We start from the raw sequence: 24,773 nt of genomic DNA, 5'->3' as shown, positions 1-24,773 counted from the left end.
CCGCCAATTACCGCTCATGTTCCACGTCATAACCGGCATGGGCCACGCTCAATACATCGCTCATCGCAGTCGACTTCCGGCCTGGATTTGCCCGGGGACGGCGCCGGCAGGTGGATGAATGTTTTCCTGAAAACCCTAACGTAATATTCGTCTTGCCAGGTATAGCCGTGAGGAACGGCCCGCCCAACCGCGCGCGGGTGGAAGAATTTTTATTCTGCGCAACGCATCGCATTATTCTTACAGTTTTTATTAAATGAATCGTAAACAAATGCACTATTATTACGCGCTGTGTATTTGAGTATGTTGGCGCTGTAGGTGAGTCGCTATTTTTCACCATGCCGGTTTTTATGGCGCAATGGCTGACTGATTTTTTCAAACCTGTCTTGTGCTTCAGTGACCGATCCTGATGCCTGGATTGATAGGGTCTGTATATAAAGAATGAAATGGTTTACTTCACTGACTATTGCAATTGGACTTGCCTGTAACCCGGTATTCGCCCAGGAAATAGCCTCGTCCCCTTTGTCTGTTACAACGTCACACCAACAACGGGATGCGTTTGTTACTGATTTAATGAAGAAAATGACGCTGAATGAAAAAATCGGACAGCTCAGATTAATCAGCGTCGGGACGGATAACCCGAAAGCGGCCATTCGTGAAATGATCAGAAACGGTCAGGTCGGCGCCATTTTTAATACCGTTACCCGGCCCGATATCCGCGCTATGCAGGATCAGGTTACGCAGCTTAGCCGCCTGAAAATCCCACTATTTTTTGCTTACGACGTGGTGCACGGCCAGCGCACTATTTTCCCTATCGCGCTGGGGCTGGCGTCCAGTTGGGATATGGACGCCATCGCGCTAAGCGGGCGTATTTCCGCCTATGAAGCCACGGAAGACGGCCTGAATATGACTTGGGCGCCGATGGTCGACATTACCCGGGATCCGCGTTGGGGGCGAGTATCAGAAGGTTTTGGCGAAGACACCTGGCTAACCAGTAAAATCGCCGGCGTGGTGGTAAAAGCGTTTCAAGGGGATGACGTCACCGCTCGTCATTCCTTGATGACCAGCGTAAAACACTATGCGCTTTACGGCGCCGTTGAAGGCGGCCGTGATTACAACACGGTGGATATGAGTCCTCAGCGTATGTTTCAGGATTATATGCCGCCTTACAAAGCGGCAATCGATGCCGGCAGCGGCGGAGTGATGGTGGCGCTGAACTCGATCAATGGCGTGCCGGCTACGGCCAATAGCTGGTTGCTGAAAGATATTCTGCGCGATCAGTGGAAATTCACCGGGATCGCCATTACCGATCACGGCGCGATTAAGGAACTGATTAAACACGGCGTGGCGAGCGACCCGCGCGATGCCTCTCGCCTGGCGTTAAAATCCGGTATCGGCATGAGCATGAGCGATGAATATTTCGTGCGCTATCTGCCGGAACTGGTAAAAAGCGGAGCAGTCAGCGAGCGTGAAATCGATGAAGCCTGCCGTCAGGTGCTGAACGTAAAATATGACATGGGGCTGTTCCAGGATCCCTATCGGCATCTGGGGCCGGCGGGCGCCGATCCCGTCGATACCAATGCGGAAAGCCGCCTACACCGGCTGGAAGCGCGCGACGTGGCGCGCAGAAGCCTGGTTCTGCTGAAAAACCGCCTGCAAACGCTGCCGTTGAAAAAGCAGGGGACGATCGCCGTTGTCGGGCCATTGGCCGACAGCAAACGCGATACGATGGGGAGCTGGTCCGCGGCCGGCGTTACCAAGCAAACGATCACGGTTTATCAGGGCATTAGAAATGCGGTGGGCGGCAAAGCCCGCGTGTTGTACGCCAAAGGCGCTAATGTCAGTAATCATCAGGGAATTATCGATTTCCTGAATCTGTATGAAGAGGCTGTTCAGGTAGATAAACGCTCGCCGCAGGCGATGATTGACGAAGCGGTGCAGGCGGCTAAACAGGCCGATGTCGTCGTGGCTGTGGTGGGGGAAGCGGCGGGGATGGCGCATGAAGCCTCAAGCCGCGCCAATATCGATCTGCCGCAGAGCCAGAAAGCGTTGATCGCCGCTTTGAAAGCGACCGGCAAACCGCTGGTGCTGGTATTGATGAACGGCCGTCCTTTGGCGCTGGTGCGGGAAGATCAACAGGCGGATGCGCTGCTGGAAACCTGGTTCAGCGGAACCGAAGGGGGTAATGCGATCGCCGATGTTCTGTTCGGCGACTATAACCCATCCGGTAAACTGCCAATGTCCTTTCCGCGTTCCGTCGGTCAAATACCTATCTATTACAACCATTTGCCGACCGGCCGTCCCTATACGCCGGAAAATCCGGGTAAGTACACTTCTCATTATTACGATGAAGCGAACGGGCCGCTTTATCCGTTTGGTTACGGCCTGAGCTATACCACGTTCAGCGTCTCGGATGTTCGCCTCTCCAGCCAGACGATGAAGCGCAATGGCGCGGTAACGGCCAGCGTGACGGTTAAAAACACCGGCGATCGGGCGGGCGAAACGGTGGTACAGCTGTATTTGCATGATGTGGTGGCGTCTATCAGCCGTCCGGTGAAAGAACTGCGCGGCTTCCAGAAAGTGATGCTGCAACCCGGCGAATCGCGTACCGTTAATTTCCTCATCGAACCGGATGCGCTGAAATTCTACAATGCCCGCATGCAACAGGTGGTGGAGCCCGGTCAATTTGAGGTGTTTATCGGCTTGGATTCACAACGCGTGAAAAGTCAGAATTTCACCTTGTTATAGAATTATCGCATAGCTATCGGCGGTGGGCTTATCGCTCACCGTGGCGATCGCAAGGGGAGAGATATGCCGTTGACGGAAGTCATTCTGGTTAATGAAAACGACGAGCCGACAGGCATTATGGAAAAGCAGGAAGCGCACGAAAAGGGCGTGTTGCACCGCGCTATTTCCGTTTATATTTTCAATTCGCAGCACCAGTTATTGCTGCAACAGCGGGCGCAAGGGAAATATCACAGCGGGGGATTATGGAGCAATACCTGCTGTAGCCACCCGTCTCCCGGCGAAGATTCGCTGCTGGCGGCGCATCGCCGTTTGTACCAGGAGATGGGGCTGCGTTGTCCGCTCACGCCGATGTTTACGCTGACCTATCACCTGCCGCTGGATAACGGTTTGATCGAACATGAATTCGGGCATGTCTATTTCGGCATCACGGATGACGTTCCGAACGCCGATCCCGATGAGGCCGAAGGATTTCAGTATCTTTCTCTGGAACAGATTACGCGGCAAATGGACGCTTCGCCGGAAGCCTTTACTTCCTGGTTTAAGCTGACATTTTCGCGGATCCCGGCCTATTGGGCGCAGTTTTATGCCGCGCGAAATGGCGGCGCTTCGGCGGAGGAAATTAACCGCCGTGCACGATGATGATATAACCGACCAGCATCACGCCGCCGATCCCGCCAAGGGCGCACAGGGCAAATAGCCCGATAATCCCTGCTTTACTTAAATTCATCAGGTTATCCTTCTGTTAATTGCGCTGAATTATAAAGCCTTCAGCGGTGAAACAGGAGCACTAAACCAAAGAATATCAAAATGACGCCGGCGCCGCGCTCGATCGGATTCAGATAACGCTGCAGCCGCTGCTGTATCCGCGGCAGCGTAATCAGCGCGGCGATCAGCAAATCCCAGCCGAGTACGATGGAAAACATCCAGACGCCGCTGACGATTTGCTGAATGGGGGTGACATGCTGGCCGAGAATCGTGGTCATCAGACTGATGTAAAACAGGATATTTTTGGGATTCAGCAATGCGGAGCCTAATCCCAGCAGAATTTGCCGGGGAAAACCGGGACAGCCATCGTCATGCTGGTCAGGTAGGTCTGAGGATTGAGCGACACGCGGCGATGAGGCTCCCGCGGGAATGCCTCGCGCAGTTGGCATCTCGAACGCAGGACGGGGATCGGCCTGCGGCGCCGGCGCTATCGAATGAGATGCCCGGCTTTTCAGCAATTGATAACCAATCCACAGTAGATAGCAGGCGCCGCCCAGCTCAATGATGGTAAAAAGACGCGGCGAATGCTGGATGCCCGCCCAGCCGATTATCGCCAGAAAAATATACAGGCCGTTTCCCAGCGCGATACCCAGGCAAATTCCGGCGCTGCCCCGCAGGCGGTAGCGAATCGCATACGCGGCGAGAAGGAAGAAATCCGGGCCGGGGCTCAGTAGCGCAACAAAGTGAGCCAATGCCAGCGCCGGAAAATTATCGGGAAAGAGTGTACTGATATGCATAATAGCGATGACCTCGAAGAATAACCGAGGTCAGTCTAGGCATTTGATATCGCTATTTATTGTCAAATATTGATCGGGCCTGTCGATATTGTCCGGGAGTGGCCGCCGTGTATTGCACGAAGATTTTATGGAAATGGCTCTGATCGCAAAAACCGCTTTGATAGCCGGCATCGGCCAGCGGCGCGCCTTTTTTCAGCAGACTCTTGGCATATTCCACGCGCGCGTTATTGAGAAATGCCATGGGCGTAATGCCGGTATGGCGGCGAAAATGCCGCACAATGGTTTCCCGCCGCAGATTTAGCTCCTGCGCCAATATCTCCAGCGATGGCGCGCCCTGCAAATTGCTTAGCAAACGCTGGCGCACATGTTGCGCCGTCAGTCGGGCCAGGGCGGAGGGCTCCGGCGATGCCTCGATCGGTTGAAGCGGAACGCAGTATTGCTGCAATAGCGGCGTTATCAGCGCGTTCAACGTTTGCCGGGCGTCGGCGATCTCTCCCCGGTGAAGTTGACCGATCAGCCGAAGATAACCGGCAAACCGCGCCGGATCGCGCAGCGTGACGCAGCGGCAGTACAGCGTGTTAACCGGGAATCCGCATAGGCCGGACAGTTGTTTCAGACACCATTCCGTATCCAGGTACAGCATATGGTAGCTGCGGGTCTGGCCCGGCGGGGGATTGCAGCTGTGAGGCTGCTGAGGATCGATGAAAATCAGATCGCCGGCCTGCAAGCGGCGCTTTTCGCCGCGGTAATGACAGATCGTCGAGCCCTGTTCGATCGCGCCAATGGAGAACTGCGCATGACTATGCGTCTTATAGCCCTGGCCGCTGCGCCAGGTGGAACGGCACTCCACATAAGGAAGCTGCGGAGAAAACCAGTATGATTGCTCGACGCTATGAACGGATGACATATGTCCTTTATCTTTTGGGTTGCTGGCGTATTACCGCCCGAAATTACCATCGGCGGCCAGGATATGGGCTTACCCTAACCGCCGGTCCGGATTTTGTCGAGCGGGGAATGTGCGGTGATATCGGCTGACGTTACGGACAGTCTGTGGGACAATACCCGCCGGATTGACTGAATACAGAGAATGCATGGCGCTGTCCCCCGCAATAAAACAGCAGATTGGCCAATGGTATAAGGCGCTGCAACAACAGATCCCGGATTTTATTCCTCGCATACCTCAACGACAGATGATTGCCGAAGTGGCAAAAACGCTGGCGTGCGATTATCCGCGCCATTTAGCCATCGAAGCGCCCACCGGCGTAGGCAAAACGCTTTCCTACCTGATTCCCGGCATCGCGGTTGGCAGGGCGGAAGCGAAAACGCTGGTTGTCAGCACGGCGAATGTGGCGTTGCAGGATCAGATCTTCAGCAAGGATTTGCCCCTGCTGCAAAAGTTTATCCCTGAGTTGAAATTCACCGCGGCGTTTGGCCGCGGGCGCTATGTCTGTCCGCGTAATCTGGCCATGCTGGCGACGGATGTGGATGCGCAGGGCGATTTAACCCTGTTTCTGGATGATGAGCTGGTTCCTTCCAGCCGTGAAGAGCAGGGGAAATGCGCGCGCATCGAAAAGGCTTTGCAAAGCTACGCCTGGGACGGCCTGCGCGATCACTATCAGGAGTCGATCGACGATGGTCTGTGGCGCAAACTCAGCACCGATAAAGCCAACTGTCTTGGGCACAACTGCCATTATTTCCGCGAATGTCCGTTTTTTGTCGCCCGCCGTGAAATTGAAAACGCCGATGTAGTGGTGACCAATCATGCATTGGTGATGGCGGCTATGGAAAGCGAATCGGTGTTGCCGAATCCGAAAAATCTGCTGCTGGTGCTGGACGAAGGGCATCACGTTCCTGATGTGGCGCGCGATACGCTGGAAATGTCCGGCGATATCACGCCAGACGCCATTACCCTGCAACTGGAGCAGGTGGTGCAGCAGATCGGACTGTGCATGTCGCAGTTTGCGCCGAAATCGCCGCCGCGGTTGGCGCACAGCGAACGGCTGACCGCCCATTGCGAAGAGGTGCGCGAGGCGGCGCGGTCATTTTCGCAAATGTGCGGACTTTTTTTGCCGGCGGATAGCGTTGAAGCGGAGTATCGCTTCCCGATGGGGAAAATGCCGGATGAAATGCGCGCAAGCTGTACCCGCTTATTTAAGCTGACCGATAGTCTGCGCGCGCTAACGGAGTTTATGCTCAACGATCTCAGCGAGAAAACGGGTAAACACGATGTGGTGCGTTTACATCATGCGCTGTTGAAAATGAGCCGGCTGTTGGGCTATCTGGAAGCGTTAAGCAAACTGTGGCGTCTGGCGGCGATGGACAAATCATCCAATGCGCCGGTATCCAAATGGCTTACCCGCGATATCCGCGATGGGCAACCGCACCTGTTTCTTCACTGCGCCGGAATCCGGGTGTGCGACCAACTGGATAAATTGTTGTGGAACAATGTGCCGCACGTGGTGATAACATCGGCGACGCTGCGCTCGCTGAACAGTTTCTCTCGTTTGCAGGAGTTATCCGGCCTGGATGAGGACGCCGGCGACCGTTTTATCGCGCTGAATTCGCCGTTTAACCACCGTGAGCAAGGGCGGTTGGTGATCCCGAAGATGCGTTATGAACCGCTGATGGCAAATGAGTCGCAGCATATTGCCGAAATGGCGCGTTTTTTCCGCTCGGAGCTGCAACAGGGCAAGCATCATGGCCTGTTAATGTTATTTGCCAGCCAGCGGGCGATGCAGCTTTTTCTGACTCAGGTCGCCGATTTGCGCCTGATGCTGCTGGTGCAGGGGGATAAACCGCGTTATCGGCTGGTGGAGTTGCACCGCCAACGGGTGCAGCAGGGACAGACCAGCGTACTGATCGGCTTGCAATCCTTTGCCGAAGGGTTGGATTTGAAAGGCGATTTATTGTCTCAGGTGCATATTCATAAAATCGCCTTTCCACCCATTGATAGCCCGGTGATTTTGACGGAGGGCGAGTGGCTGAAAAGCCTGAAACGCCATCCGTTTGCGGTGCAGAGTTTGCCCAGCGCGTCATTCAATCTCATCCAGCAGGTCGGTCGTTTGATCCGCAGCCACGAATGTTTCGGTGAAATCGTCATTTACGACCGCCGTCTGCTAACCAAAGGCTACGGCGCCCGGTTGCTCGCCGCCTTGCCGGTTTTCCCGATCGAAGAACGGGCGATGCCGCAGGACGCTTAAGCCCCCCAGTCCTGTTGCCGATCTCAATGTGAACTTTGCGCCTTTAGCTGGCTATCGGCTTGCCGCCGCTGCTGTTTACTCGCGTGATAAAATGCTATTTTCGCAGACTATGCTATCAATGATACCCGGAGCGTTTCGTTTGTATGGTTCGGGGAAAATCGCGGTTAATGAGGGGCAGCATGGACTACACTAAAGTGATTAAAGAGGTCGGACGCGGTAAAAATCATGCCCGCGATTTGGATCAAGAGACGGCTTATCAGCTGTATCGCCTGATGCTGAATGGCGAAGTGCCGGAGCTTGAGCTGGGAGGGCTGCTGATCGCCTTTCGCATCAAGGGGGAATCCGAATCGGAAATGCGTGGTTTTTATCAGGCGATGGACGAACAGGTCATTCATCTGCAACCGCCCGCCCGGCGTCCGATGCCTATCGTGATCCCCAGCTATAACGGCGCAAGACGGCAGGCCAATTTAACGCCGCTGTTGGCGCTTCTTTTAGCAAAGTTGGATTTTCCCGTGGTGATTCACGGCGTGATGGAGGATCCGACCCGCGTCACCAGCGCTGAAATATTACGTCATCTGGGGATCGTCGCGGCGGAAAGCGCCGAACAGGCGCAACAGCGGCTTGATGCCGGCGAACCGGTTTTCATTCCTGTTGCGCTGCTGTGTCCGGCCATCGATCGGCAATTGCAGTTACGCTGGCGTATGGGCGTTCGTAACAGCAGCCATACCCTGGCGAAAGTCGCCACGCCGTTTAAGCACTACGATGCCTTGAGGATCGCCAGCGTATCCCACCCGGAGTATATTTCCCGCGTCGATACTTTTTTCAGGGATATTGACGGCCGGGCGCTACTGATGCACGGCTCGGAAGGCGAAGTGTATGCCACTCCTCAACGCTGTCCGGAAATTCACTTCATTCATCAGCAGAAAACGCAGATTTTGCAGTTGCGCCAGGATATTACGGTTGCCCCGGACGCATTGCCCATCGCGAAGGACGCCGTAACAACGGCGCGCTGGACGGCGCAATGCCTGGCGGGAGAAACTGCGATACCGCATGCGATTCGCCTGCAGTTGGCCTGTTGTCTGGTTGCGGCGGGTGAAGCGCCGACGATGGAGCAGGCCGTGGCCGCCATTAGAAAACGGTTGGGCTGAGCCTTCCCGAAGCCGGTTTGAACCCGCGCTTGCGGCGTCCGCAAGGGGCTCCCGGTTAGGGAAGCAAGACACCTGCAACCATAAAGGGTAGAGAAGGAATATGATGCAACAGAGTGTAGATTATTTTAATGCGCTGAACCGCGACTATCTTGCCGTTCACCAAACCAAAGAAGACCTGTTCTGGCAACTGTATATGGGAACCGGGAGCGATGATGTTTCCGCCCGGTTTTCTCGTGCCGAAAGCGACTATAAGCGTTTTATTTCCCAGCCGCAGCGGCTGGTTGAATTACGCCGGCACATCGCCGCGGTGGAAAATAGCCCGGTAAATGACGCTCAGCAGGCATTGCTGCATGGGTTAAACGGGTGGTATCGCTTTTTTGACTGCAATGTGATTGAAGATCCCCAGGCGCAGGCGTTGATGGAAGAGATCATCACGGCGGAAAGCGCGCTGTTTGAAAAGCGTAAAGCCTATGAAATGACGCACCTGGATGCGAAAGGCCAACGGGTCGGCGCCTCATTAGGCGAGCTGCTGACCAATCAGGCGACCAATGACACGGAAGCCTACCGGCAGAGCTCGCAGCAGGCGTTGCGCGATCTAGAACAGTGGCTGCTGCATAACGGCTTTCCTGAGTTGGTCGGCCTGCGCAACCGCTTTGCCCGCCAGATGGGATACCGCAACTACTTTGATTACAAGGTGAATAAAACCGAACGGATGACGCCGGAGCAGCTTTTCGCCATTCTCGATCCTTTTGAAGAGCAAACGCGGGAAGCAAACGCGCGCAGTCTAAAAGAACTGGCCGCCGAGAAAGGCGAGCAGGCGTTGGAGCCGTGGAATATTCGTTACGCCAGCGCCGGCGATGTCACGCGTCAGCTTGATCCCTATTTCCCTTTCGCCGCTTCGCTGGAGCGTTGGGTAAACAGCTTTAAGCGTCTGCATATCGGCTTTAACGGCGCGGAAATGCAGCTCGATCTGCTGGTGCGCAAAGGCAAGTACGAAAATGGCTTTATGCACGGGCCGGTTCCGCCGTTCGTTGACCAGGGGAAATGGATCCCGGCGCGCATCAATTTCACCAGTCTGGCTAAGCCGGATCAGGTCGGCAGCGGCGCAACGGGGATTAATACGCTGTTTCATGAAGGCGGACACGCCGCGCACTTCTCCAATATTCGCCAGAATGCGCCGTGTTTTTCACAGGAGTTTCCGCCCACATCCATGGCTTATGCGGAAACGCAATCCATGTTCTGCGACAGCCTGCTGACGGATGCCGATTGGCTGAAACGTTATGCGAAAAACGCGCAGGGCGAGACAATTCCTGATGATCTGATCCGGGCCGCCATTCGCACGCGCCAGCCGATGCGCGCGTTTAATGAGCGGCATATTCTGCTGGTGCCTTACTTCGAATGGCAACTCTATTCATGGGATGACGAGCAGCGCACGCCAGAGGCGATAACCAAACTGGCGCGCGATACCGAACAACGTATTCTGGGCATCAGCGGCAGTCCCCGGCCGACGATGGCTATCCCGCATTTATTATCAATGGAGTCCGCCTGTTCCTACCAGGGCTACCTGCTGGCGTTAATGGCGGTGGAGCAGACCAGACATTTCTTTTTGCAGCGTGACGGCTACCTGACGGATAACGCGGCGATTGGCCCCGATCTGGCGCGGCATTACTGGTCGCCGGGCAATAGCGTCAGCCATGATGATACCTTGCGCAGCCTGACGGGAGAGGGCTTTAATCCCGCCTATCTGGCGCAGGAATGTAATCTGACGGTGGACGAAGCCTGGAAACTGGCCGAAGCGTCGATCGCCCAGGCGCAGCGGCGTCCCCAGCCTGCGGCGGATTTTGACTTATCCGCGCGGATACGCGTGGTCGACGGCAGCCGGGTGCTGGCTGATAATGAACAGGGCGATGATGTGATGTGCCGGGATTTCGCCGCCTTTATCGAACGGGAATATCCCCGCTAATCAATAAATGAAAGGGGCTTTCGCCCCTTGAATTTGATGACAAACCTTCTGGCCCTAACCCCGGCCTCCCCTGGGAAGTGGAGGCCGGGCGGGCTTATGGCAATGTTCCGAACCTTGTCATCAACTCCCTTCAACGTTTTGGTTCAGGATCAAGATACGTGTTGCAGGAACTCGCGTAAGCGCTCGCTCGGCGGATTGGTGATCAGCGTTTCCGGGTCGCCATCTTCGGCGATGCGGCCTTTATCGATAAAAATCAGCCGCGAGGCAACCTGATGCGCAAAGCCCACTTCGTGCGTCACGATGACCATCGTCATTCCTTCTTCCGCCAAATCTTTCATTACCGTCAGCACTTCATGACGTAATTCGGGATCCAGCGCGGAAGTCGGTTCATCAAACAACATCAGCTTCGGCTTAACCGCCAGGGCTCGCGCAATAGCGACGCGCTGTTGCTGACCGCCGGAAAGTTCGGAAGGGTAGTGGTGCGCCCGTTCGGATAACCCGACCTTGCTCAATAGGTCGTGCGCCAGCTTTTCCGCTTCGGCCTTACTGGCGCCGCGCACCCGGATGGGGCCGAACGCTACGTTTTCCAACGCGGTCAGATGAGGGAACAGATAAAACTGCTGGAACACCATCCCGGCTTCCTGACGGATAAGACGCTCATCAACGCGGGGATCGTTAACCTTCAGGCCATCGACAACCAGCTCGCCGCTGGTGATTTCTTCCAGCTTGTTGATACAGCGCAGCAGCGTGGATTTACCGGAACCCGACGGGCCGATAATCACCACCACTTCACCCTGATTAATTTTCAGATCGATGTCATGTAAAACTTTCGTCTGACCAAAGTGTTTGGAAACATTTTTAAATTCAATCATATAATCTTAAGTCTTCTTTCCAGACGACGTAGGATGAAGCTGAGTATCAGTGTGATACACAGATAAATCACGGCTACCGCACTCCAGATTTCCAGCGCGCGGAAATTGCCGGCAATGATTTCCTGACCGGAACGGGTCAGTTCCGCCACCCCAATGACAATAAATAATGACGTGTCTTTGATACTGATGATCCACTGATTACCCAGAGGCGGCAACATACGGCGCAACGCCAGCGGCGCGATAACATAACGCAGCGTATCCCATCGTGATAATCCCAGCGCCAATCCGGCTTCGCGGAAGCCGTTATGGATAGAAAGCACCGAGCCGCGGGTGATCTCCGCGATGTAAGCGCCGGAGTTGATCATGATGGTGACGACCGCCGCGGTAAAGGGGTCAATGCGTACCGAGGTAAAAATCATCGGCAAAGCGAAGTAGATGAACATCACCTGTACAACGATGGGCGTACCACGGATTATTTCAATAAATACCAGCGCGATACGGCTGGAAAACCAGCCGCCGTAAGCGCGGGCAAAGCCCGCGACAACGCCGATAACCAAACCACCGAGCAGACCCAATACCGAGATCAGCAGGGTCATTTTCGCCCCTTCTAACAACAGGGGCAGAGAAGGCCAGATGGCGCTCCAATCAAACTGCATGGAATATCTCCAGATAAAATCGGCAATTACTTAGGTTCTACGCCAAACCACTTTTTGTAGATCTCAGCATAGGTGCCGTTTTCTTGCAGTGTTTTCAGCGCGCCATTCACTTTATCGCGCAGGTCGCTGCCTTTCGGGAAAGCGATGCCGTATTGCTGCGCCTTGATAGACTCGCCCACCGCTTTGAACTGACCGTTGCCGGCGGTTTTAATGAAATAAAGGATATTCGGCGTATCGTGCAGTACGGCGTCGGCGCGGTTGGTGCCTAACTCCATGTAAGCATTATCAATGTTAGGGAACTGACGCAGGTCTTTGGTTTTAATGTTGGCTTTCGCGTAATCAACGGAGCCGGTGCCGCTTTTCACTGCGACGACTTTCCCGTCCAAATCTTTATCGCTCTTGATGTCGTTATTATCGGCTTTCACCATAACCAGCAGACCGCTGTTGTAATAACCGTCAGAGAAATCGATTGCTTTTTTGCGCTCTTCGGTGATGGTGATCCCCGCCAACGCGACGTCCACATTGCGGGTTTGCAGTGCGGGAATGATGCCGCCGAAATCCATCGGCTTCAGGGTATAGCTCACATTGAGTTGTTTGGCGATGGCATCCCAAAGGTCAATATCAAAACCGACGTACTTATCGCCTTGTTTAAATTCGAAGGGCACGAAGGCGGTATCGGTCGCAACGATGAGTGGTTTTTCTGCTGCGTGACTGGAAATGCTCATGGCTAGCGTCAATGCCGCCAAAGACGCTTTCAATAGTGATTTCATTCAATTTTTCCTAGTTTTACCGGTTGTGAGAAGTTTTTTGTTTCGCGGGCGATATCAATATCGGAACAAAACATAAAGGCTTTAAAAACAATGTGTTGTTTGCAACTAATCTAACTTTGTCTAACGTTTATTATGAATCGTCTTATAAAGAACATGGTTTTTCTTCCAATGTTATTGTACAAGACGATAACTATGATTAACGAATTTATGCCGGGGAAACAACCATTGATTTTCTTTATGGGTGATTCTTAAGCACGATCGCTAATTTTTTGAGCGCTGAACCCGATATGATAACGGATTCGTGTATTGGGATGGCCTAGGTGAGGCGGGGCGTCTGGCGCGGGAAAACAAAAAGAGCTGCCGAAGCAGCTCTCTGATAGCGTGGATATTGTCGCCGTCAAGCGCTCCCACCTCCAAAAGGCAAACCTGAATCGGCTTGCCAGGAGCGCTTATACGACTTTACGACACTCGCAATATCCTTATTCGATGTTGGATTCGATGAACCACAGGAATTTATCAAGATCGCGCGATGCGGCGGTCAGGATATCCGCAGTGTCTTCGTCTTCCGCTTTGGCGATGCCTTTACGTACTTCATTAGCTACGATGGCATAACGTTCAGCCAATGCTTTCAGGTGATCCTGAACATTGTGAATGTCGACCGGATAGCTTTTCAGCGAAGTTTTTTCATTTACAATCTGCACGGTCCCCAGAGCAACGCCGCCTAACTGAACAACACGTTCGGCCATGGTGTCCTGATGGTCGGTGATTGCGGTACGGAAGCCATCAAGCATTTCATGCACAGCGATAAAATTGGCACCGCGCATGTTCCAGTGAGCCTGTTTGGTGATCAGCGATAAATCAATGAAGTCGACTACCAGTTGGCTTAACAGCTTGATGGTAGAGGTTTTTACTTCTTCATCCAAATCGTTACGAGTGTAGATAAGCTCAGAAGATGCGGATTTTACCAATTTAGCGGTACGCATAATATTGTCCTCTCTATTTAATTGTTCGTAATTTTACTGTTCAACGGGGTTAATTATAGCAGCAACCAAAAAAAACATTGAAAAGAATCACCTATCGAATGAATAGATATAGCGCATATAAAAGTAACTACTTATAATTTAGCGCTTTTCTAATTATTTGCTTTTTATAAACTTAATTCAATTCTGCGGCGACGGCAGCCGGTCTGACGCACTGGTGATTGATTGAATATCATTTGTATTTACACGGCCTATCCGTTTATGTCAATTGGCAATGTAGATGATAATTATTTTATATAACAACGGTGATGATTATTTGTATTTTTCATGACAGTAATTAAAGAATAACATTATTGTAACAGTGACGGGATGCAGCATGAAAATTAACGTGGTGGGCACCAGCGGCAGCGGTAAATCGACGATTGCCAGAGCGCTGGCGCACAGATTGGGAATTCCTTACATTGAGATGGATGCGCTATTTTGGCGAGAAAACTGGCAGGAAACCCCCGATAGCGAATTTTTCCCTCGCCTTGAAACCGCGCTGGCGCAGAAGGACTGGGTGCTTGACGGTAATTACAACCGAACCCGCTCCATTAAATGGCGCGACATCGATGTTGTGGTTTGGGTGGATTATGGCTTCATCCGTACGCTTTTTCAGGCGGTCTCGCGGGCCTGGCGGCGTTCATGGAACAAAGAGGAGCTATGGGCGGGAACCGGCAACCGGGAGTTATTTTCCCGCAACTTTTTTAGCCGGGACTCGATCGTTATTTGGACAATAAAAACCTATTCTTCGAACCGTAAACGATATCTGGCTGATTTATCCGACCCGCGTTACCAGAATATTCGTTTTATACGCCTGCGCTCCCGGCGGGAAAGTCGCGATTTTTTGCGCCGCTTCCCACAGAATATGGATCATTATGGCGCAGAGTGATTATTCTCCCGGTTAGTTTTTATCGTCATGGTCGCGCCGACGGACGCCGTAATAATAAGCAGGAGCGCTATCCACTGGATAAGGGATAAATGTTCGCTGAGAAATAGCATGCCGGAAATAGCGGCGATAGCCGGCTCCAGACTCATTAATGTACTGAACGTCCTGGCGGGAAGGCGGGTTAATGCGATCATTTCCAGAGAATAGGGCAACGCGGTGGAAAAAATAGCTACGGCAATGCCGATTGGTAATATTGAGGATGAAAATAATGCCGTGTCGGAATAAATTAAACCGACGGGACAAAATATCACGGCCGCAATAAACGAACCGATGGCGACGGTTTCAGGGCCATGATTGGCGCCGGCTTTCCGGCCGAAAAGAATATATAACGCCCAGCAGGTTCCTGAGCCAAGCGCGCATAATGCGCCGGGCAGATCGACGTTGCCGATATTATGTCCCAGCGGCAATAAAAACCACAGACCCAGAATAGCCAGAATAACCCATAAAAAATCAATCACTCGCCGTGATGATAACATCGCGACGGCAAGCGGACCGGTAAACTCCAGAGCCACCGCTATGCCCAGCGGAACCGTTCTCAGCGAGAGGTAAAATAAGAAATTCATTCCTCCCAGCATGGCGCCGTAAATTAATAAGGGCAATCGGTTTCCGCGGGAGCGCACGCGCCATGGCTTGAAAATGGCGCAGAGGATCAACGTACCGATGCTCAGGCGCAGCGCCGTCACCCCGGTGGCGCCGATCAGCGGAAACAGGGTCTTGGCTAGAGCGGCGCCGCTCTGAATCGACACCATCGATACGATAATGAGAAAAACGGGAAAGAATACGGATAAACGTGGAGAGGATAAGGTCATCCCTTCGGCCTTAATAAAAGGTAAAAAGAGGCAATCATCAAAAAACAGTGCCGCCAGATTGACCAATTGTAAATGATTTTCCCGGACAGTGCTTACGTTTTTTGACTTTTATTTACGGTATATTTAATTGATTTGTTTTTATTGAATAAGGCAGCGTGAAAATCACACAAAGATTTAAGAATTTTCTGTTTTAAATATTTCATTTGAATTAAAATTCATTCTTGATAATGACAGCTAAAATTCAATGTAATTAATATGATAGTGAGTTTCTGACAATATTGGTTACATCAAAGTCATAATTGAAAAATCTTTATCAGGCGGCAAGTTTATCCGTTCTTTGTTATATTTATGTCGTTAGCTATCCTCTCATTAAGTTGAATTCGAGGCTTTATAATGAAGAAAATTGTGTGTCTTTCTGCAGTGGCTTGTTTATTAAGCATTAGTGCCGGTTCGGCAATTGCCGGTCAAAGTACTGTTTCCGCTGGTTATGCTCAGGGTGATGCCCAGGGCGTTGTCAACAAAGCCAAAGGCTTTAACCTGAAATACCGTTACGAGTGGGATAACAACCCGCTGGGTGCGATTGGCTCTTTCACGTATCTGGAAGATAGCAGCACCAATGCCGGTTACTATAACAAAGGCCAATATGTAGGTATTACCGCTGGTCCCGCTTATCGTTTGAATGATTGGGCGAGCATCTACGGTGTTGTTGGTCTGGGTCATGGTAAATACACCCATAACGCCAGTAACGGGACTGACAACAAAAGCAATGACGACTACGGCTTCACCTATGGCGCCGGGTTGCAGTTCAATCCGATCGAGGACGTTGCGCTGGATGTCGGCTACGAACAGAGCCGTATCCGCAGTGTTGACGTCGGCACCTGGGCCGTTGGCGTAGGCTACCGCTTCTAATCCGTCCCCAGCTTTAGGCGTTATTCCTAAAGTTAGGCCGTTAGCGATATTGATAAAATCCGCCTTTTTAAGGCGGATTTTTTTATGCGTTGACGCGCTTATCCCGCTGATATGCATCTGCCGGCGTACCGCTATCCTATCCGCGGGAAGTCACGCGGTGGCCCGGTATTTTACGCCGTTGGCGTTCGCACCAGACGGTAAATATCCCGGCTCCGGCGACGATCGCCGCCCCAATGACAGTAGTAAGGCTGGGAATGCTGCCCAGAAAGCAGTAGCCGATCAGCATCGACCACACCAGCGTGGTGTATTCGAACGGCGCCAGCAGCGAAGCATCGGCGTAGCGCAGGCTTAGCGTCATCAGAATTTGCGCCATGCCGCCGAAGAAACCGCAGCCGATCAGCAATGCCAACTGCGGCGGCGTCGGCATGCGCCAGCCGAAGATGGCGGACGCCAGTCCGATGCACATCGTCATCAGCGAAAAGTAGAGCACAATGGCGCCGGGATTCTCTTTGCCGGTGAGAAAACGGATCTGTACCGATGAGGTCGCCGAACACAGTGCGGCCAGCAAAGCGAAAATCACGCCAAGCGCCGAGGCGGCGTCGGCCGTTGATTTGCCGATACTCAGGTGCGCCGAGAGCATGATGAGGATGCCGGAAAAGCCGACAATAACCGACAGCCAACGATAGAGACGCACCTGCTCTTTTAACAGGATCACCGCCATGACGACGGTAAATAGCGGCGCGGCGTAGCCGATCGCGGTGGCGTCGGCCAGCGAGATATAGATTAGCGCCATATAGTTAAAATACATTCCGCCGGTGCCGGAAAAACCGCGAATCAGATGGCCGAAAATATTTTTGGTCTTAATGGATTGCAGCATATTGCCCTGATATCTCAACCAAAGCAGTAAGGGGAAAAGCGCAATAAACGAGCGGAAAAAAACCACTTCGCCGGTGGGAATTTCTCCATTAAGACCTTTTACACAGGCGAGCATCAAGGTGGCGCAAAGCGCGGCCATTATTTTCAGTAACACGCCTATTCTTGAATTCATTACCGGCTTTGACTCCCGCTTATCTTCGAATTGCCGCCTTCCCGGCGGCGGAAACAGGCTTCTACCATAGAGTCACCGGATATGAGGTGGTTAAGATAATTTTGTTCTGTCCGAATAGTTTTTTCTTATCGCCCGCCGCCGTCATACAAATTCACTATCGCTACAAAAAGTTTCCCTCTTATACAGCCGGACGGCTTGTTTATATAGTCGGATCGTTATGTAGAGAGATGGTGTCGTTAATGGATATTTGTCGCTGCGAATAGATAACTTCCTTACTGTTTGCGGAACAAAAGAAAGATCGGAGAAATGCTGATGAAACTGAAGTTACTGCCTTATGCCGTACTTGCTTTGCCGATGCTCATGGCGTGGTCGCCCGCCCAGGCGGATGTTCTGGCCGATATTCAGTCGCGCGGACAGTTGAATTGCGGCGTTTACTCTGATGTGCCGCCTTTTTCGTCGCCCGATCCGAAAACGCGCGAGCTGGTGGGGATGGATGTGGATCTGTGCCAGGCGCTGGCTGAAAAGATGGGGGTGAAGGCCAACCTGATGCCGACTTCCGTCGAGGCGCGGATCGCCGTTATCGTCACCGGCCGGGTTGACGTGCTGATCGCTAATCTGGCGTATACCAAAACCCGCGGTAACCAGATTCAGTTCAGCGATCCCTACTATGTCGCAAAAGAGATGCTGCTGGTGAAAAAAGCCAATGTTGATAAGTCCCGCGACGATTTCAAAGGCAAACGCATCAGCGCCAACAAAGGAACCACGTCCGAACAGTCTATCCATCTGGCCGGCGGCAAGGCCGTGACCTTCCAGGATGCGGCGTCGGCCTTTTTGGCGCTGGAGCAGAATAAGGTCGTTGGTTTCGTCACCAATACCATGACCGGCATCAAAATGATTTCTCAGGCGCAAAAAGACGGCATCGAACTGGGGATGATTAAAGAACCGATGGCGCTGGAGCCGATCGGCGTCGGCATGAAAAAAGACGAACCGGCGCTGTTGGCCAAAGTTAACGCCAGCCTGAAAGCGATGGATGACGACGGCACTATCGACAAGATTTGGGATAAGTGGATCGGCCCGAACACCGAATACAAAATGGTGCGCGAAGAGCGGGTACAACCGTTATCCGAACTGAAATTCGAACCGCTGGAATAACCGATGACTATGCTGTCTGGAGAAGTCTGCGCGCAAGCCGCCGTCAGTTTCGGCGGTCAGGGAGGGCAGGTGAAGATCTCAACCATTGGCGGCCGCGCTTATTTAGTGGAAGCGCCCGGCGAGTTTGATTTACCGGCGCAGCGGCGTATCTGGGCGCTGGCGGCGGAGCTGGAGCGCAGCGACGACGTCGAAGCCTTGATTCCCGGCGTAACCAATCTGCTGGTGTTGTTTAAACGGACGCCGGCGGATGTCGAAGCGATCCGCGCCCGTTTGCTGGCAAGCTGGGAGCAGGCGCAGGATGTCAGCTATGTCGGCAAGCTGATTGAAATTCCCGTCTGCTACGGGGGCGAACATGCCACCGATCTCGACGGCGTTTGCCGCCATACCGGACTATCCGCGCCTGAGGTAATTCGCCGGCACTATCAGGGACGGTACACGGTGTTTGCCTTGGGCAGCGCGCCCGGATTCGGTTATCTGCACGGTCTGGATCCGTCGCTGGCGACGCCGCGCAAAAAGGTGCCGTCGCTGCACATGCTGAAAGGCACGGTAACGATCGGCGGGATGCAGGCCGGCGTGTCCGTGCTTACCGGTCCTAACGGATGGAATGCCATCGGCTATACGGATATCACGTTATTTGACCCTGCCGCCGGGACGCCGGCGCTGATGGCGCCCGGCGATAGCATACGTTTTCTGCCGGAAAGGATTGAGCTGTGATTGAAGTATTGAAAACCGGGCCGTTGAATACCGTACAGGATTTGGGGCGCAGCGGATTTCGCCATCTTGGGGTATCGGTCAGCGGGGTGATGGATCCGCTGGCGCTGCGCGTAGGCAACTTACTGTTGGGAAATGAGGAAAATGCCGCCGGGGTGGAGATTCAGTTCTTCCCGTTCCGGGCGCGCTTTCTGGCGGATACCGCGATTGCGCTGACCGGCGCGGACTGCCGCGCGCTGCTGGACGATACCCCGCTGCCGTCATGGTGGGCGCACCAGGTCCGGGCCGGCCAGCAGTTGGAGATCCGTTATCCGCCGCACGGGGCCAGGGGTTACCTGTGCGTTGCCGGCGGCATTGACGTGCCGTTGGTGATGGGATCGCGCAGTACGGCGCTGCGCGGCGGTTTCGGCGGTTGGCAGGGGCGGCCGCTGCAAAACGGCGATCGGTTGCCGATCGGCCGGAGCGAACATCGGCCGTTGCCTGCCGGCGGCATGGGCGTGGAGCCCCCGGAGGTGGCGCTGGCGGCGTTTTTTCCGCGCACGGACGAGGGCGTCCCGCTGTTACGCGCCATTCCCGCCGGCGAGTATGAGTTGTTTGCGGCGGATGCCCGGCGTTTCTGGTCGCAGCACTGGGTGGTGTCGATGCAAAGCAACCGCACCGGCTATCGTTTGTCGGGCGAGCCGCTGCGGCCGTCAAAAGTGGTGGAAATGCGCTCTTACGGCCTGATCCCCGGAATTGTGCAGGTGCCGCCGGCCGGAGAACCGATCATTCAGCTTAGCGACGCCAATACCGCCGGCGGCTATCCGAAAATCGCCGGCGTTATTGAGCATGACCTGTGGCGGCTGGCGCAGATACAGCCGGGCAAACCGATCCGGCTGATCGAGAGCGATGTACAGGAGGCCATCGCGGTGGAGCGGGCGGTGGAGGTTTATCTGGCGGCGCTGCGTCGCGATGCGCCTCAATTGGCGCAGGTCGCCTGCGGTTTATGACGGTGTGATGAACAAAGGAACAGAACATGAAAATCGATGTGAATTCTGACATGGGGGAAGGTTTTGGCGTTTATCGTCTGTGCGATGACGACGCGCTGATGCAGGTTGTCTCTTCCGCCAATATCGCCTGCGGCTTTCACGCCGGCGATCCGAACATTATGACGCGCATGGTGCGGCTGGCGAAGGCCAACAGCGTAGGCATCGGCGCGCATCCGGGGTTGCCGGACCGCCAGGGATTCGGGCGTAAAGCGCTGCCGTTCAGCGCGGATGAGATCCGTCAGCAGGTGCTATATCAACTGGGCGCGCTTTGCGCTATCGCCAAAGCGGAAGGGACGAAAGTGGCGCACGTCAGCTTTCATGCGGCGATGGGCAACATGATCAATGGCGATCTGCCGCTGGCTCTACAGGTAATGGAAGCGATAAAAAGCATCGATCCCGAACTCATTATCTTTTCGCAGCCTGATACCCATGTGGAACGGGCCGCGCAGCAATGCGGCCTGCAAACGCTGACCCTGTTTCTCGCCGATCGCGCCTATGACGCCCAGGGGCAACTGGTGCCGCGCGGCATCGCCGGATCGGTCATTACCGATGAAGCGGCGGTGCGCGCCCGCGTGCGGCAGTTCCTGCTGGAAGGAACGGTGACTACCTTCGACGGCCAGCTTATCGCGGTTCGGGCCAGGTCGATCCTGATCCACAGCGATACGCCGGGCTCGCTGGAGCTGGCGCGTATCGTCAGAAGTGAAATCGAAGTCAATGGCGGTATCGTGGCGCCGGCCGCCGAGGTTGTGGCGCAATAATCCGATAGATATCCATGAGGCGGTTATGAATACCCGACGGCTTAAATCATTTATCACTATTGTGGATATGGGCAGCATCACGCGGGCGGCGGATGCCTTATATATCGCCCAGCCGGCGTTGAGCCAGCAGATTGTCGCGCTGGAAACCCACTTCAAGCGCAAATTGCTGATTCGCAGCCAGCAGGGCGTGGTGCCGACGGAGGCGGGCAAAGTGTTGTATAGCCATGCCAACGCCATTCTGCGCCAGCTGCGGCAGGCGGAGATCGAGGTGCAGGAGGCCGGTCAACGGCTCATCGGCCGGGTATCGGTGGGGCTGGCGCCGTTCAGCGTCGCCGCTACGCTGGCTATGCCGCTGTTTGCCGAGATGCGTAAGCGTCATCCGGGGGTGTTGCTGCATCTGGTGGAAAGCGTGGGGCAGCCTTACAGCGAGCTGATTGTGAACGGCCGTCTGGAAATGGCGCTGATTCACGGCGTCGGCGGCATCAAGGGATTGCACTATGAACCGCAGCTGGTGGAGGAGTTTTTTCTGGTGGCGCATGAGGATTTCGACATGGACGATGACGGCGCGCCGTTAACGCTCGAACAACTTAGCCCGCTGCCGATGCTGTTGCCGCCATCATACAATTTTGTTCGCCGCGCCGTGGAACTGGCGTTCAGTCAGCAGCAGGTTAGTCTGAATATTATCGGCGAGCTGGAGGCGGTGAAAAGCATTTCGAAAGCGGTGGGGGCCGGACTGGGCGTAACCATCATGCCAAAAGCGATCGCCGAGCGTATTCAGTCGGAATCGCCGTCGGTGATCGTGCGATCCATTGCCTCGCAGTCCATGGAGGAGACGCTGTCGCTGTGTGTTTCAGACCGTTCGCCGCTGTCCGAACCGGCGACCGCGGTGCGCGATCTGCTTATGGAATTGACGTCGGCGCTGTAAGAACGGCGACGGCATAGTGCCGATCGCCCCGGGTAGCATCGAGCCTTAAGCAAGCGGCATGACGGCTACAGCATGGCTTCTTTGCGGCAATTTACCAGCAATTCGGCAATGGACAGCGTATTGGGCAAGCGTAACAGCAGCTCAACCATCTCGGCGAGATCGGCCGGTTGCGTCATCTCTTCACGCGTGATTTCCGTTTCGCCCGCCGTCATGTCGGTGGCGATATAACCGGGGCAGAGCGCCGTCGCCCGCACGCCGCTATCCCAGCACTCCTGTCTGATGCCGTGCGTTAACGCCACCACGGCGAACTTGGTCATGGCATAGCCGACGTTACTGCCTACCCGGCGTCCGGCGAGCGAGGCGACGTTAATCACTCTGCCGTTCCCCGCCGCGATTAAAAAGGGCAGCGCGGCGCGGCTCAGACGTAGCGGGCCTTTCACGTTGATGCGCCACATGCTGTCCAGCGCCTCCTCGCCTTCATCCAATACGCGCACGCGCGGGTTGATGCCGGCGCAGTTGACCAGGGCGTCAATGCGGCCCAAATCGGCCGCCGTTTGCGCCGCCCACGCCTCGCCGGAGCCGTTCTGTTCCGCATCGTAATGAAAGAGGTGCAGCCGCTGCGCGCCGGCAAGCGCAGAAGGATTGCGTACGCCCGCCGATACGGTAAAACCGGCTTGCAGCAGTCTCTGTACGATGTGGAAGCCGAGGCCGCGCGAGGCCCCGCTCACCATCACCACGCGCGGGTGACTATTCAGCATCTTATCCTCCTTATTTCATGTTGGCGCAGAAAGCTGCCAGACGGCGACAACCCTCCTCCAGAATTTCCATGCTGGTGGCATAGGAAATGCGGAAATACGGACTCATGCCGTAGGCGGCGCCCTGTACGGTAACGACATGCTGCTCTTCGATCAGCGCCATGACGAAATCCGCATCGTTGCCGATGTAGCGGCCGCCTTCAGTGGTTTTGCCGATATAGGCGGCGATATTGACGAACAGGTAAAACGCGCCTTGCGGCTTATGGCAGCTCAGATTGTCGATGGAGTGCAGCCGCTCCAGTACATAATCACGGCGTTGACGGTAGATTTCCGCGCGCTCTTTAAGCAAAGCCTGCGGTCCGTCAAGCACCGCCACCGCCGCGGCCTGCGCCAAGGTGCAGATGCCGCCGCTGTTTTGCGTATTGACGTTGCTCATCGCGTTGATCAGATCGCCGGGGCCGCCGCAGAAACCCAGCCGCCAGCCGGTCATCGAATAGGCTTTGGATACGCCGTTCACCGTTAGCACGCGATCCAGCAGACGCGGTTCTACTTCGGCGATCGTATAGAACACGGCATCGTCGTAGATAAGGTGTTCGTAAATATCATCGGTCATGATCCAGATATCGGGATGACGCAGCATCACGTCGGCGATGCCCTGCAACTCTTCCCGGCTGCAAACGGAGCCCGTTGGATTGCTGGGGTAGTTGAGCAGCAGCCATTTGGTCTTGGGGGTGATGGCGGCTTCCAGATCGGCGGGCAGCGGTTTAAAACCGTTGCTCTGCGTGCAGCGAACCGGCACCGGCGTGGCGCCGGAGAATTTTACGATATCGGCATAGCTGATCCAGGAAGGGGATGGGATCAGCACTTCGTCGCCAGGGTTGCAGGTCGCCATGATGGCGTTGAATATAATCTGTTTGGCGCCGCAGGCGGTCAGGATCTGGCCGACCGGGTAATCGAGATGGTTATCGCGCTTGAATTTGCGTTGGATCGCCGCCCGCAACGCCGGGGTGCCGTCCGTCGGCGGATAGCGCGTATCGCCGGCTAGCGCGGCGGCATATGCCGCTTCAATGGCGTGTTCCGGCGTGGGAAAGTCGGGCTCGCCGGTGGACAGGCCGATAACATGCACGCCCTGAGCGGCAAGATCCCGTGCCTTCTGGGTCATTGCAACGGAAGCGGATACAGTGACATTTTTTAAGCGATCGGCTATTTCAGGCATGGCGCAGATATTCCAAAAGTCAAAGTGAATAAGCCGCCGCGGCAAGGAAGGCCGAGCGGCCGAATAAAATAAAAGGTTGTGACGCGAGGTCAAAAAAAGAGTACGGGGGAATGGCGCGCTTAAGCCAATAGTGCTTTGTTGTGGTTACATAACATAAAACAATAGATAAGCGTTTTACCGGACATTAATACGCATGATTGGTTTTCGGCGCGGCGTAGTTAGCCGGAAGCGCGTCATTTATTATCTATAGGAAAAAGTTATTAATATTCCGTCATAACAAGACCGCATCCCTGCATAGTGAAAAAGTATTATTGTTTGCGGCATTCGTCACTTTATTGTCTGGTGAAAAGAAAAATAGCTGGTCATACAGTATTAACCGATTGACGTCATATACCCGCTAGATTTCGAGTTGCAGGTCAAAAGGTCGTCGTTTTAAACGACGCGCGGCGTTGGCCCTTTACGGACGCGGCTCATTGATGGGCCTTGTAACGCGGCAAGCAAGCGATAAATTTGCCGCAAGCGGATGTGAACGCCGCTTGCGGCGGCCCCAACAGGGCGAGTCCCAGGGTAGGGGCGAGTATTTAGGCAGCCGACACATCTGCAACTTGAAAGATTAAGGGTATTACCCATGTACCCAT

At 54.4% G+C, this 24,773-nt stretch carries 23 protein-coding genes; 12 read left to right on the top strand and 11 right to left on the bottom strand.

Features of this window, described 5'->3' with window-relative positions; all coding sequences use genetic code 11:
* Positions 1–438: 438 nt before the first annotated feature.
* Positions 439–2,745: a beta-glucosidase BglX gene (gene bglX / locus HC231_RS14000; RefSeq protein WP_208227232.1), complete on the top strand. Its 2,307-nt coding sequence runs from the start codon at positions 439–441 to the stop codon at positions 2,743–2,745.
* Positions 2,746–2,808: 63 nt separating this feature from the next.
* A complete protein-coding gene (gene idi, locus HC231_RS13995; protein WP_208227231.1) occupies positions 2,809–3,384 on the top strand; it encodes an isopentenyl-diphosphate Delta-isomerase in 576 nt (191 codons plus the stop codon).
* On the opposite strand, the gene HC231_RS24005 is transcribed toward idi, so the two are convergent.
* Genes HC231_RS24005 through HC231_RS13985 form a run of 3 tightly spaced genes read right to left on the bottom strand, consistent with a single transcriptional unit; the run spans position 3,365 to position 5,154 of the window.
* Positions 3,365–3,472 carry a hypothetical protein gene (locus HC231_RS24005; protein ID WP_246494498.1) on the bottom strand — a complete coding sequence of 36 codons (108 nt, stop codon included), beginning with the start codon at positions 3,470–3,472 and terminating at the stop codon, positions 3,365–3,367. The two genes, idi and HC231_RS24005, sit on opposite strands and share 20 nt — an antisense overlap.
* Positions 3,473–3,512: 40 nt before the next feature.
* Positions 3,513–4,247 carry a LysE family translocator gene (locus HC231_RS13990; RefSeq protein WP_208227230.1) on the bottom strand — a complete coding sequence of 245 codons (735 nt, stop codon included), beginning with the start codon at positions 4,245–4,247 and terminating at the stop codon, positions 3,513–3,515.
* Positions 4,248–4,299: 52 nt separating this feature from the next.
* Positions 4,300–5,154, bottom strand: a complete 855-nt coding sequence (locus tag HC231_RS13985; RefSeq protein WP_208227229.1) for an AraC family transcriptional regulator — start codon at positions 5,152–5,154, stop codon at positions 4,300–4,302.
* A 184-nt stretch (positions 5,155–5,338) separates the two neighbouring features.
* Here HC231_RS13985 and dinG point away from each other — a divergent pair, with 184 nt between their 5' ends.
* From dinG to HC231_RS13970, 3 genes are all read left to right on the top strand, one after another.
* Entirely contained in the window at positions 5,339–7,447 is a 2,109-nt protein-coding gene (gene dinG / locus HC231_RS13980; RefSeq protein WP_208227228.1) for an ATP-dependent DNA helicase DinG, read from the top strand.
* Between the two features lie 179 nt (positions 7,448–7,626).
* Positions 7,627–8,595, top strand: coding sequence for a DNA-binding protein YbiB (ybiB, locus tag HC231_RS13975; RefSeq protein ID WP_208227227.1), 969 nt, complete (start codon positions 7,627–7,629; stop codon positions 8,593–8,595).
* A gap of 103 nt (positions 8,596–8,698) precedes the next feature.
* Positions 8,699–10,558 carry a M3 family metallopeptidase gene (locus HC231_RS13970; RefSeq protein WP_208231339.1) on the top strand — a complete coding sequence of 620 codons (1,860 nt, stop codon included), beginning with the start codon at positions 8,699–8,701 and terminating at the stop codon, positions 10,556–10,558.
* Positions 10,559–10,707: 149 nt separating this feature from the next.
* Here the strand turns inward: HC231_RS13970 and glnQ are convergent, their stop codons facing one another.
* The 4 genes from glnQ to dps all read right to left on the bottom strand — a co-directional run bounded on the left by glnQ (position 10,708) and on the right by dps (position 13,839).
* Positions 10,708–11,430, bottom strand: coding sequence for a glutamine ABC transporter ATP-binding protein GlnQ (gene glnQ, locus HC231_RS13965; protein ID WP_208227226.1), 723 nt, complete (start codon positions 11,428–11,430; stop codon positions 10,708–10,710).
* Positions 11,427–12,086 carry a glutamine ABC transporter permease GlnP gene (gene glnP, locus HC231_RS13960; protein ID WP_208227225.1) on the bottom strand — a complete coding sequence of 220 codons (660 nt, stop codon included), beginning with the start codon at positions 12,084–12,086 and terminating at the stop codon, positions 11,427–11,429. The genes glnQ and glnP overlap by 4 nt, the downstream gene beginning before the upstream one ends.
* A gap of 26 nt (positions 12,087–12,112) precedes the next feature.
* Positions 12,113–12,856, bottom strand: a complete 744-nt coding sequence (glnH, locus tag HC231_RS13955; protein WP_208227224.1) for a glutamine ABC transporter substrate-binding protein GlnH — start codon at positions 12,854–12,856, stop codon at positions 12,113–12,115.
* Between the two features lie 479 nt (positions 12,857–13,335).
* Complete coding sequence (gene dps, locus HC231_RS13950; protein WP_208227223.1) at positions 13,336–13,839, bottom strand: DNA starvation/stationary phase protection protein Dps; 504 nt, start codon at positions 13,837–13,839, stop codon at positions 13,336–13,338.
* Positions 13,840–14,212: 373 nt separating this feature from the next.
* Between dps and HC231_RS13945 the strand changes: the two genes are divergently transcribed.
* Entirely contained in the window at positions 14,213–14,767 is a 555-nt protein-coding gene (locus tag HC231_RS13945) for a shikimate kinase (protein WP_208227222.1), read from the top strand.
* Here the strand turns inward: HC231_RS13945 and rhtA are convergent.
* Positions 14,752–15,633: a threonine/homoserine exporter RhtA gene (gene rhtA, locus HC231_RS13940; protein ID WP_208227221.1), complete on the bottom strand. Its 882-nt coding sequence runs from the start codon at positions 15,631–15,633 to the stop codon at positions 14,752–14,754. The two genes, HC231_RS13945 and rhtA, sit on opposite strands and share 16 nt — an antisense overlap.
* Before the next feature lie 393 nt (positions 15,634–16,026).
* On the opposite strand from rhtA, the gene ompX reads away from it, so the two are divergent.
* Complete coding sequence (gene ompX, locus HC231_RS13935) at positions 16,027–16,542, top strand: outer membrane protein OmpX (protein WP_208227220.1); 516 nt, start codon at positions 16,027–16,029, stop codon at positions 16,540–16,542.
* Between the two features lie 136 nt (positions 16,543–16,678).
* On the opposite strand, the gene HC231_RS13930 is transcribed toward ompX, so the two are convergent.
* Positions 16,679–17,590: a DMT family transporter gene (locus HC231_RS13930; RefSeq protein WP_208227219.1), complete on the bottom strand. Its 912-nt coding sequence runs from the start codon at positions 17,588–17,590 to the stop codon at positions 16,679–16,681.
* Positions 17,591–17,902: 312 nt separating this feature from the next.
* On the opposite strand from HC231_RS13930, the gene HC231_RS13925 reads away from it, so the two are divergent.
* From HC231_RS13925 to nac, 5 genes are read left to right on the top strand one after another with little or no spacing between them, the layout of a single operon-like run.
* Positions 17,903–18,742: an ABC transporter substrate-binding protein gene (locus HC231_RS13925; protein ID WP_208227218.1), complete on the top strand. Its 840-nt coding sequence runs from the start codon at positions 17,903–17,905 to the stop codon at positions 18,740–18,742.
* Positions 18,743–18,751: 9 nt separating this feature from the next.
* Positions 18,752–19,456, top strand: coding sequence for a 5-oxoprolinase subunit PxpB (gene pxpB / locus HC231_RS13920; protein WP_246494840.1), 705 nt, complete (start codon positions 18,752–18,754; stop codon positions 19,454–19,456).
* Entirely contained in the window at positions 19,453–20,442 is a 990-nt protein-coding gene (locus HC231_RS13915; RefSeq protein ID WP_208227216.1) for a 5-oxoprolinase subunit C family protein, read from the top strand. Before pxpB ends, HC231_RS13915 begins: the two co-directional genes overlap by 4 nt.
* 26 nt (positions 20,443–20,468) lie before the next feature.
* On the top strand, positions 20,469–21,239 hold the full coding sequence (locus HC231_RS13910) for a 5-oxoprolinase subunit PxpA (protein WP_208227215.1): 771 nt from the start codon (positions 20,469–20,471) through the stop codon (positions 21,237–21,239).
* Between the two features lie 25 nt (positions 21,240–21,264).
* The gene (gene nac, locus HC231_RS13905) at positions 21,265–22,164 is read left to right on the top strand and encodes a nitrogen assimilation transcriptional regulator NAC (RefSeq protein WP_208227214.1); all 900 of its coding nucleotides are present in this window, start codon (positions 21,265–21,267) and stop codon (positions 22,162–22,164) included.
* A 65-nt stretch (positions 22,165–22,229) separates the two neighbouring features.
* Here nac and HC231_RS13900 read toward each other — a convergent pair whose 3' ends face one another.
* A complete protein-coding gene (locus HC231_RS13900) occupies positions 22,230–22,922 on the bottom strand; it encodes an SDR family NAD(P)-dependent oxidoreductase (RefSeq protein ID WP_208227213.1) in 693 nt (230 codons plus the stop codon).
* Between the two features lie 10 nt (positions 22,923–22,932).
* A complete protein-coding gene (locus HC231_RS13895; protein WP_208227212.1) occupies positions 22,933–24,135 on the bottom strand; it encodes a pyridoxal phosphate-dependent aminotransferase in 1,203 nt (400 codons plus the stop codon).
* Between the last annotated feature and the right edge of the window lie 638 nt (positions 24,136–24,773).

This window comes from Brenneria izadpanahii, from assembly GCF_017569925.1.
Taxonomy (GTDB): Bacteria; Pseudomonadota; Gammaproteobacteria; order Enterobacterales; family Enterobacteriaceae; genus Brenneria; species Brenneria izadpanahii.
This window is presented reverse-complemented; position numbering and strand designations above follow the sequence as displayed.

Coding starts and splice junctions, on each gene's coding strand:
- idi (WP_208227231.1), top strand. CDS start 2,809: ATGCCGTTGACGGAAGTCATTCTGGTTAATGAAAACGACGAGCCGACA.
- nac (WP_208227214.1), top strand. CDS start 21,265: ATGAATACCCGACGGCTTAAATCATTTATCACTATTGTGGATATGGGC.
- HC231_RS13970 (WP_208231339.1), top strand. CDS start 8,699: ATGCAACAGAGTGTAGATTATTTTAATGCGCTGAACCGCGACTATCTT.
- glnQ (WP_208227226.1), bottom strand. CDS start 11,430: ATGATTGAATTTAAAAATGTTTCCAAACACTTTGGTCAGACGAAAGTT.
- HC231_RS13925 (WP_208227218.1), top strand. CDS start 17,903: ATGAAACTGAAGTTACTGCCTTATGCCGTACTTGCTTTGCCGATGCTC.
- glnP (WP_208227225.1), bottom strand. CDS start 12,086: ATGCAGTTTGATTGGAGCGCCATCTGGCCTTCTCTGCCCCTGTTGTTA.
- HC231_RS24005 (WP_246494498.1), bottom strand. CDS start 3,472: ATGAATTTAAGTAAAGCAGGGATTATCGGGCTATTTGCCCTGTGCGCC.
- dinG (WP_208227228.1), top strand. CDS start 5,339: ATGGCGCTGTCCCCCGCAATAAAACAGCAGATTGGCCAATGGTATAAG.
- HC231_RS13895 (WP_208227212.1), bottom strand. CDS start 24,135: ATGCCTGAAATAGCCGATCGCTTAAAAAATGTCACTGTATCCGCTTCC.
- ybiB (WP_208227227.1), top strand. CDS start 7,627: ATGGACTACACTAAAGTGATTAAAGAGGTCGGACGCGGTAAAAATCAT.
- HC231_RS13900 (WP_208227213.1), bottom strand. CDS start 22,922: ATGCTGAATAGTCACCCGCGCGTGGTGATGGTGAGCGGGGCCTCGCGC.
- ompX (WP_208227220.1), top strand. CDS start 16,027: ATGAAGAAAATTGTGTGTCTTTCTGCAGTGGCTTGTTTATTAAGCATT.
- HC231_RS13990 (WP_208227230.1), bottom strand. CDS start 4,247: ATGCATATCAGTACACTCTTTCCCGATAATTTTCCGGCGCTGGCATTG.
- dps (WP_208227223.1), bottom strand. CDS start 13,839: ATGCGTACCGCTAAATTGGTAAAATCCGCATCTTCTGAGCTTATCTAC.
- rhtA (WP_208227221.1), bottom strand. CDS start 15,633: ATGACCTTATCCTCTCCACGTTTATCCGTATTCTTTCCCGTTTTTCTC.
- HC231_RS13945 (WP_208227222.1), top strand. CDS start 14,213: ATGAAAATTAACGTGGTGGGCACCAGCGGCAGCGGTAAATCGACGATT.
- HC231_RS13910 (WP_208227215.1), top strand. CDS start 20,469: ATGAAAATCGATGTGAATTCTGACATGGGGGAAGGTTTTGGCGTTTAT.
- glnH (WP_208227224.1), bottom strand. CDS start 12,856: ATGAAATCACTATTGAAAGCGTCTTTGGCGGCATTGACGCTAGCCATG.
- bglX (WP_208227232.1), top strand. CDS start 439: ATGAAATGGTTTACTTCACTGACTATTGCAATTGGACTTGCCTGTAAC.
- pxpB (WP_246494840.1), top strand. CDS start 18,752: ATGCTGTCTGGAGAAGTCTGCGCGCAAGCCGCCGTCAGTTTCGGCGGT.
- HC231_RS13930 (WP_208227219.1), bottom strand. CDS start 17,590: ATGAATTCAAGAATAGGCGTGTTACTGAAAATAATGGCCGCGCTTTGC.
- HC231_RS13985 (WP_208227229.1), bottom strand. CDS start 5,154: ATGTCATCCGTTCATAGCGTCGAGCAATCATACTGGTTTTCTCCGCAG.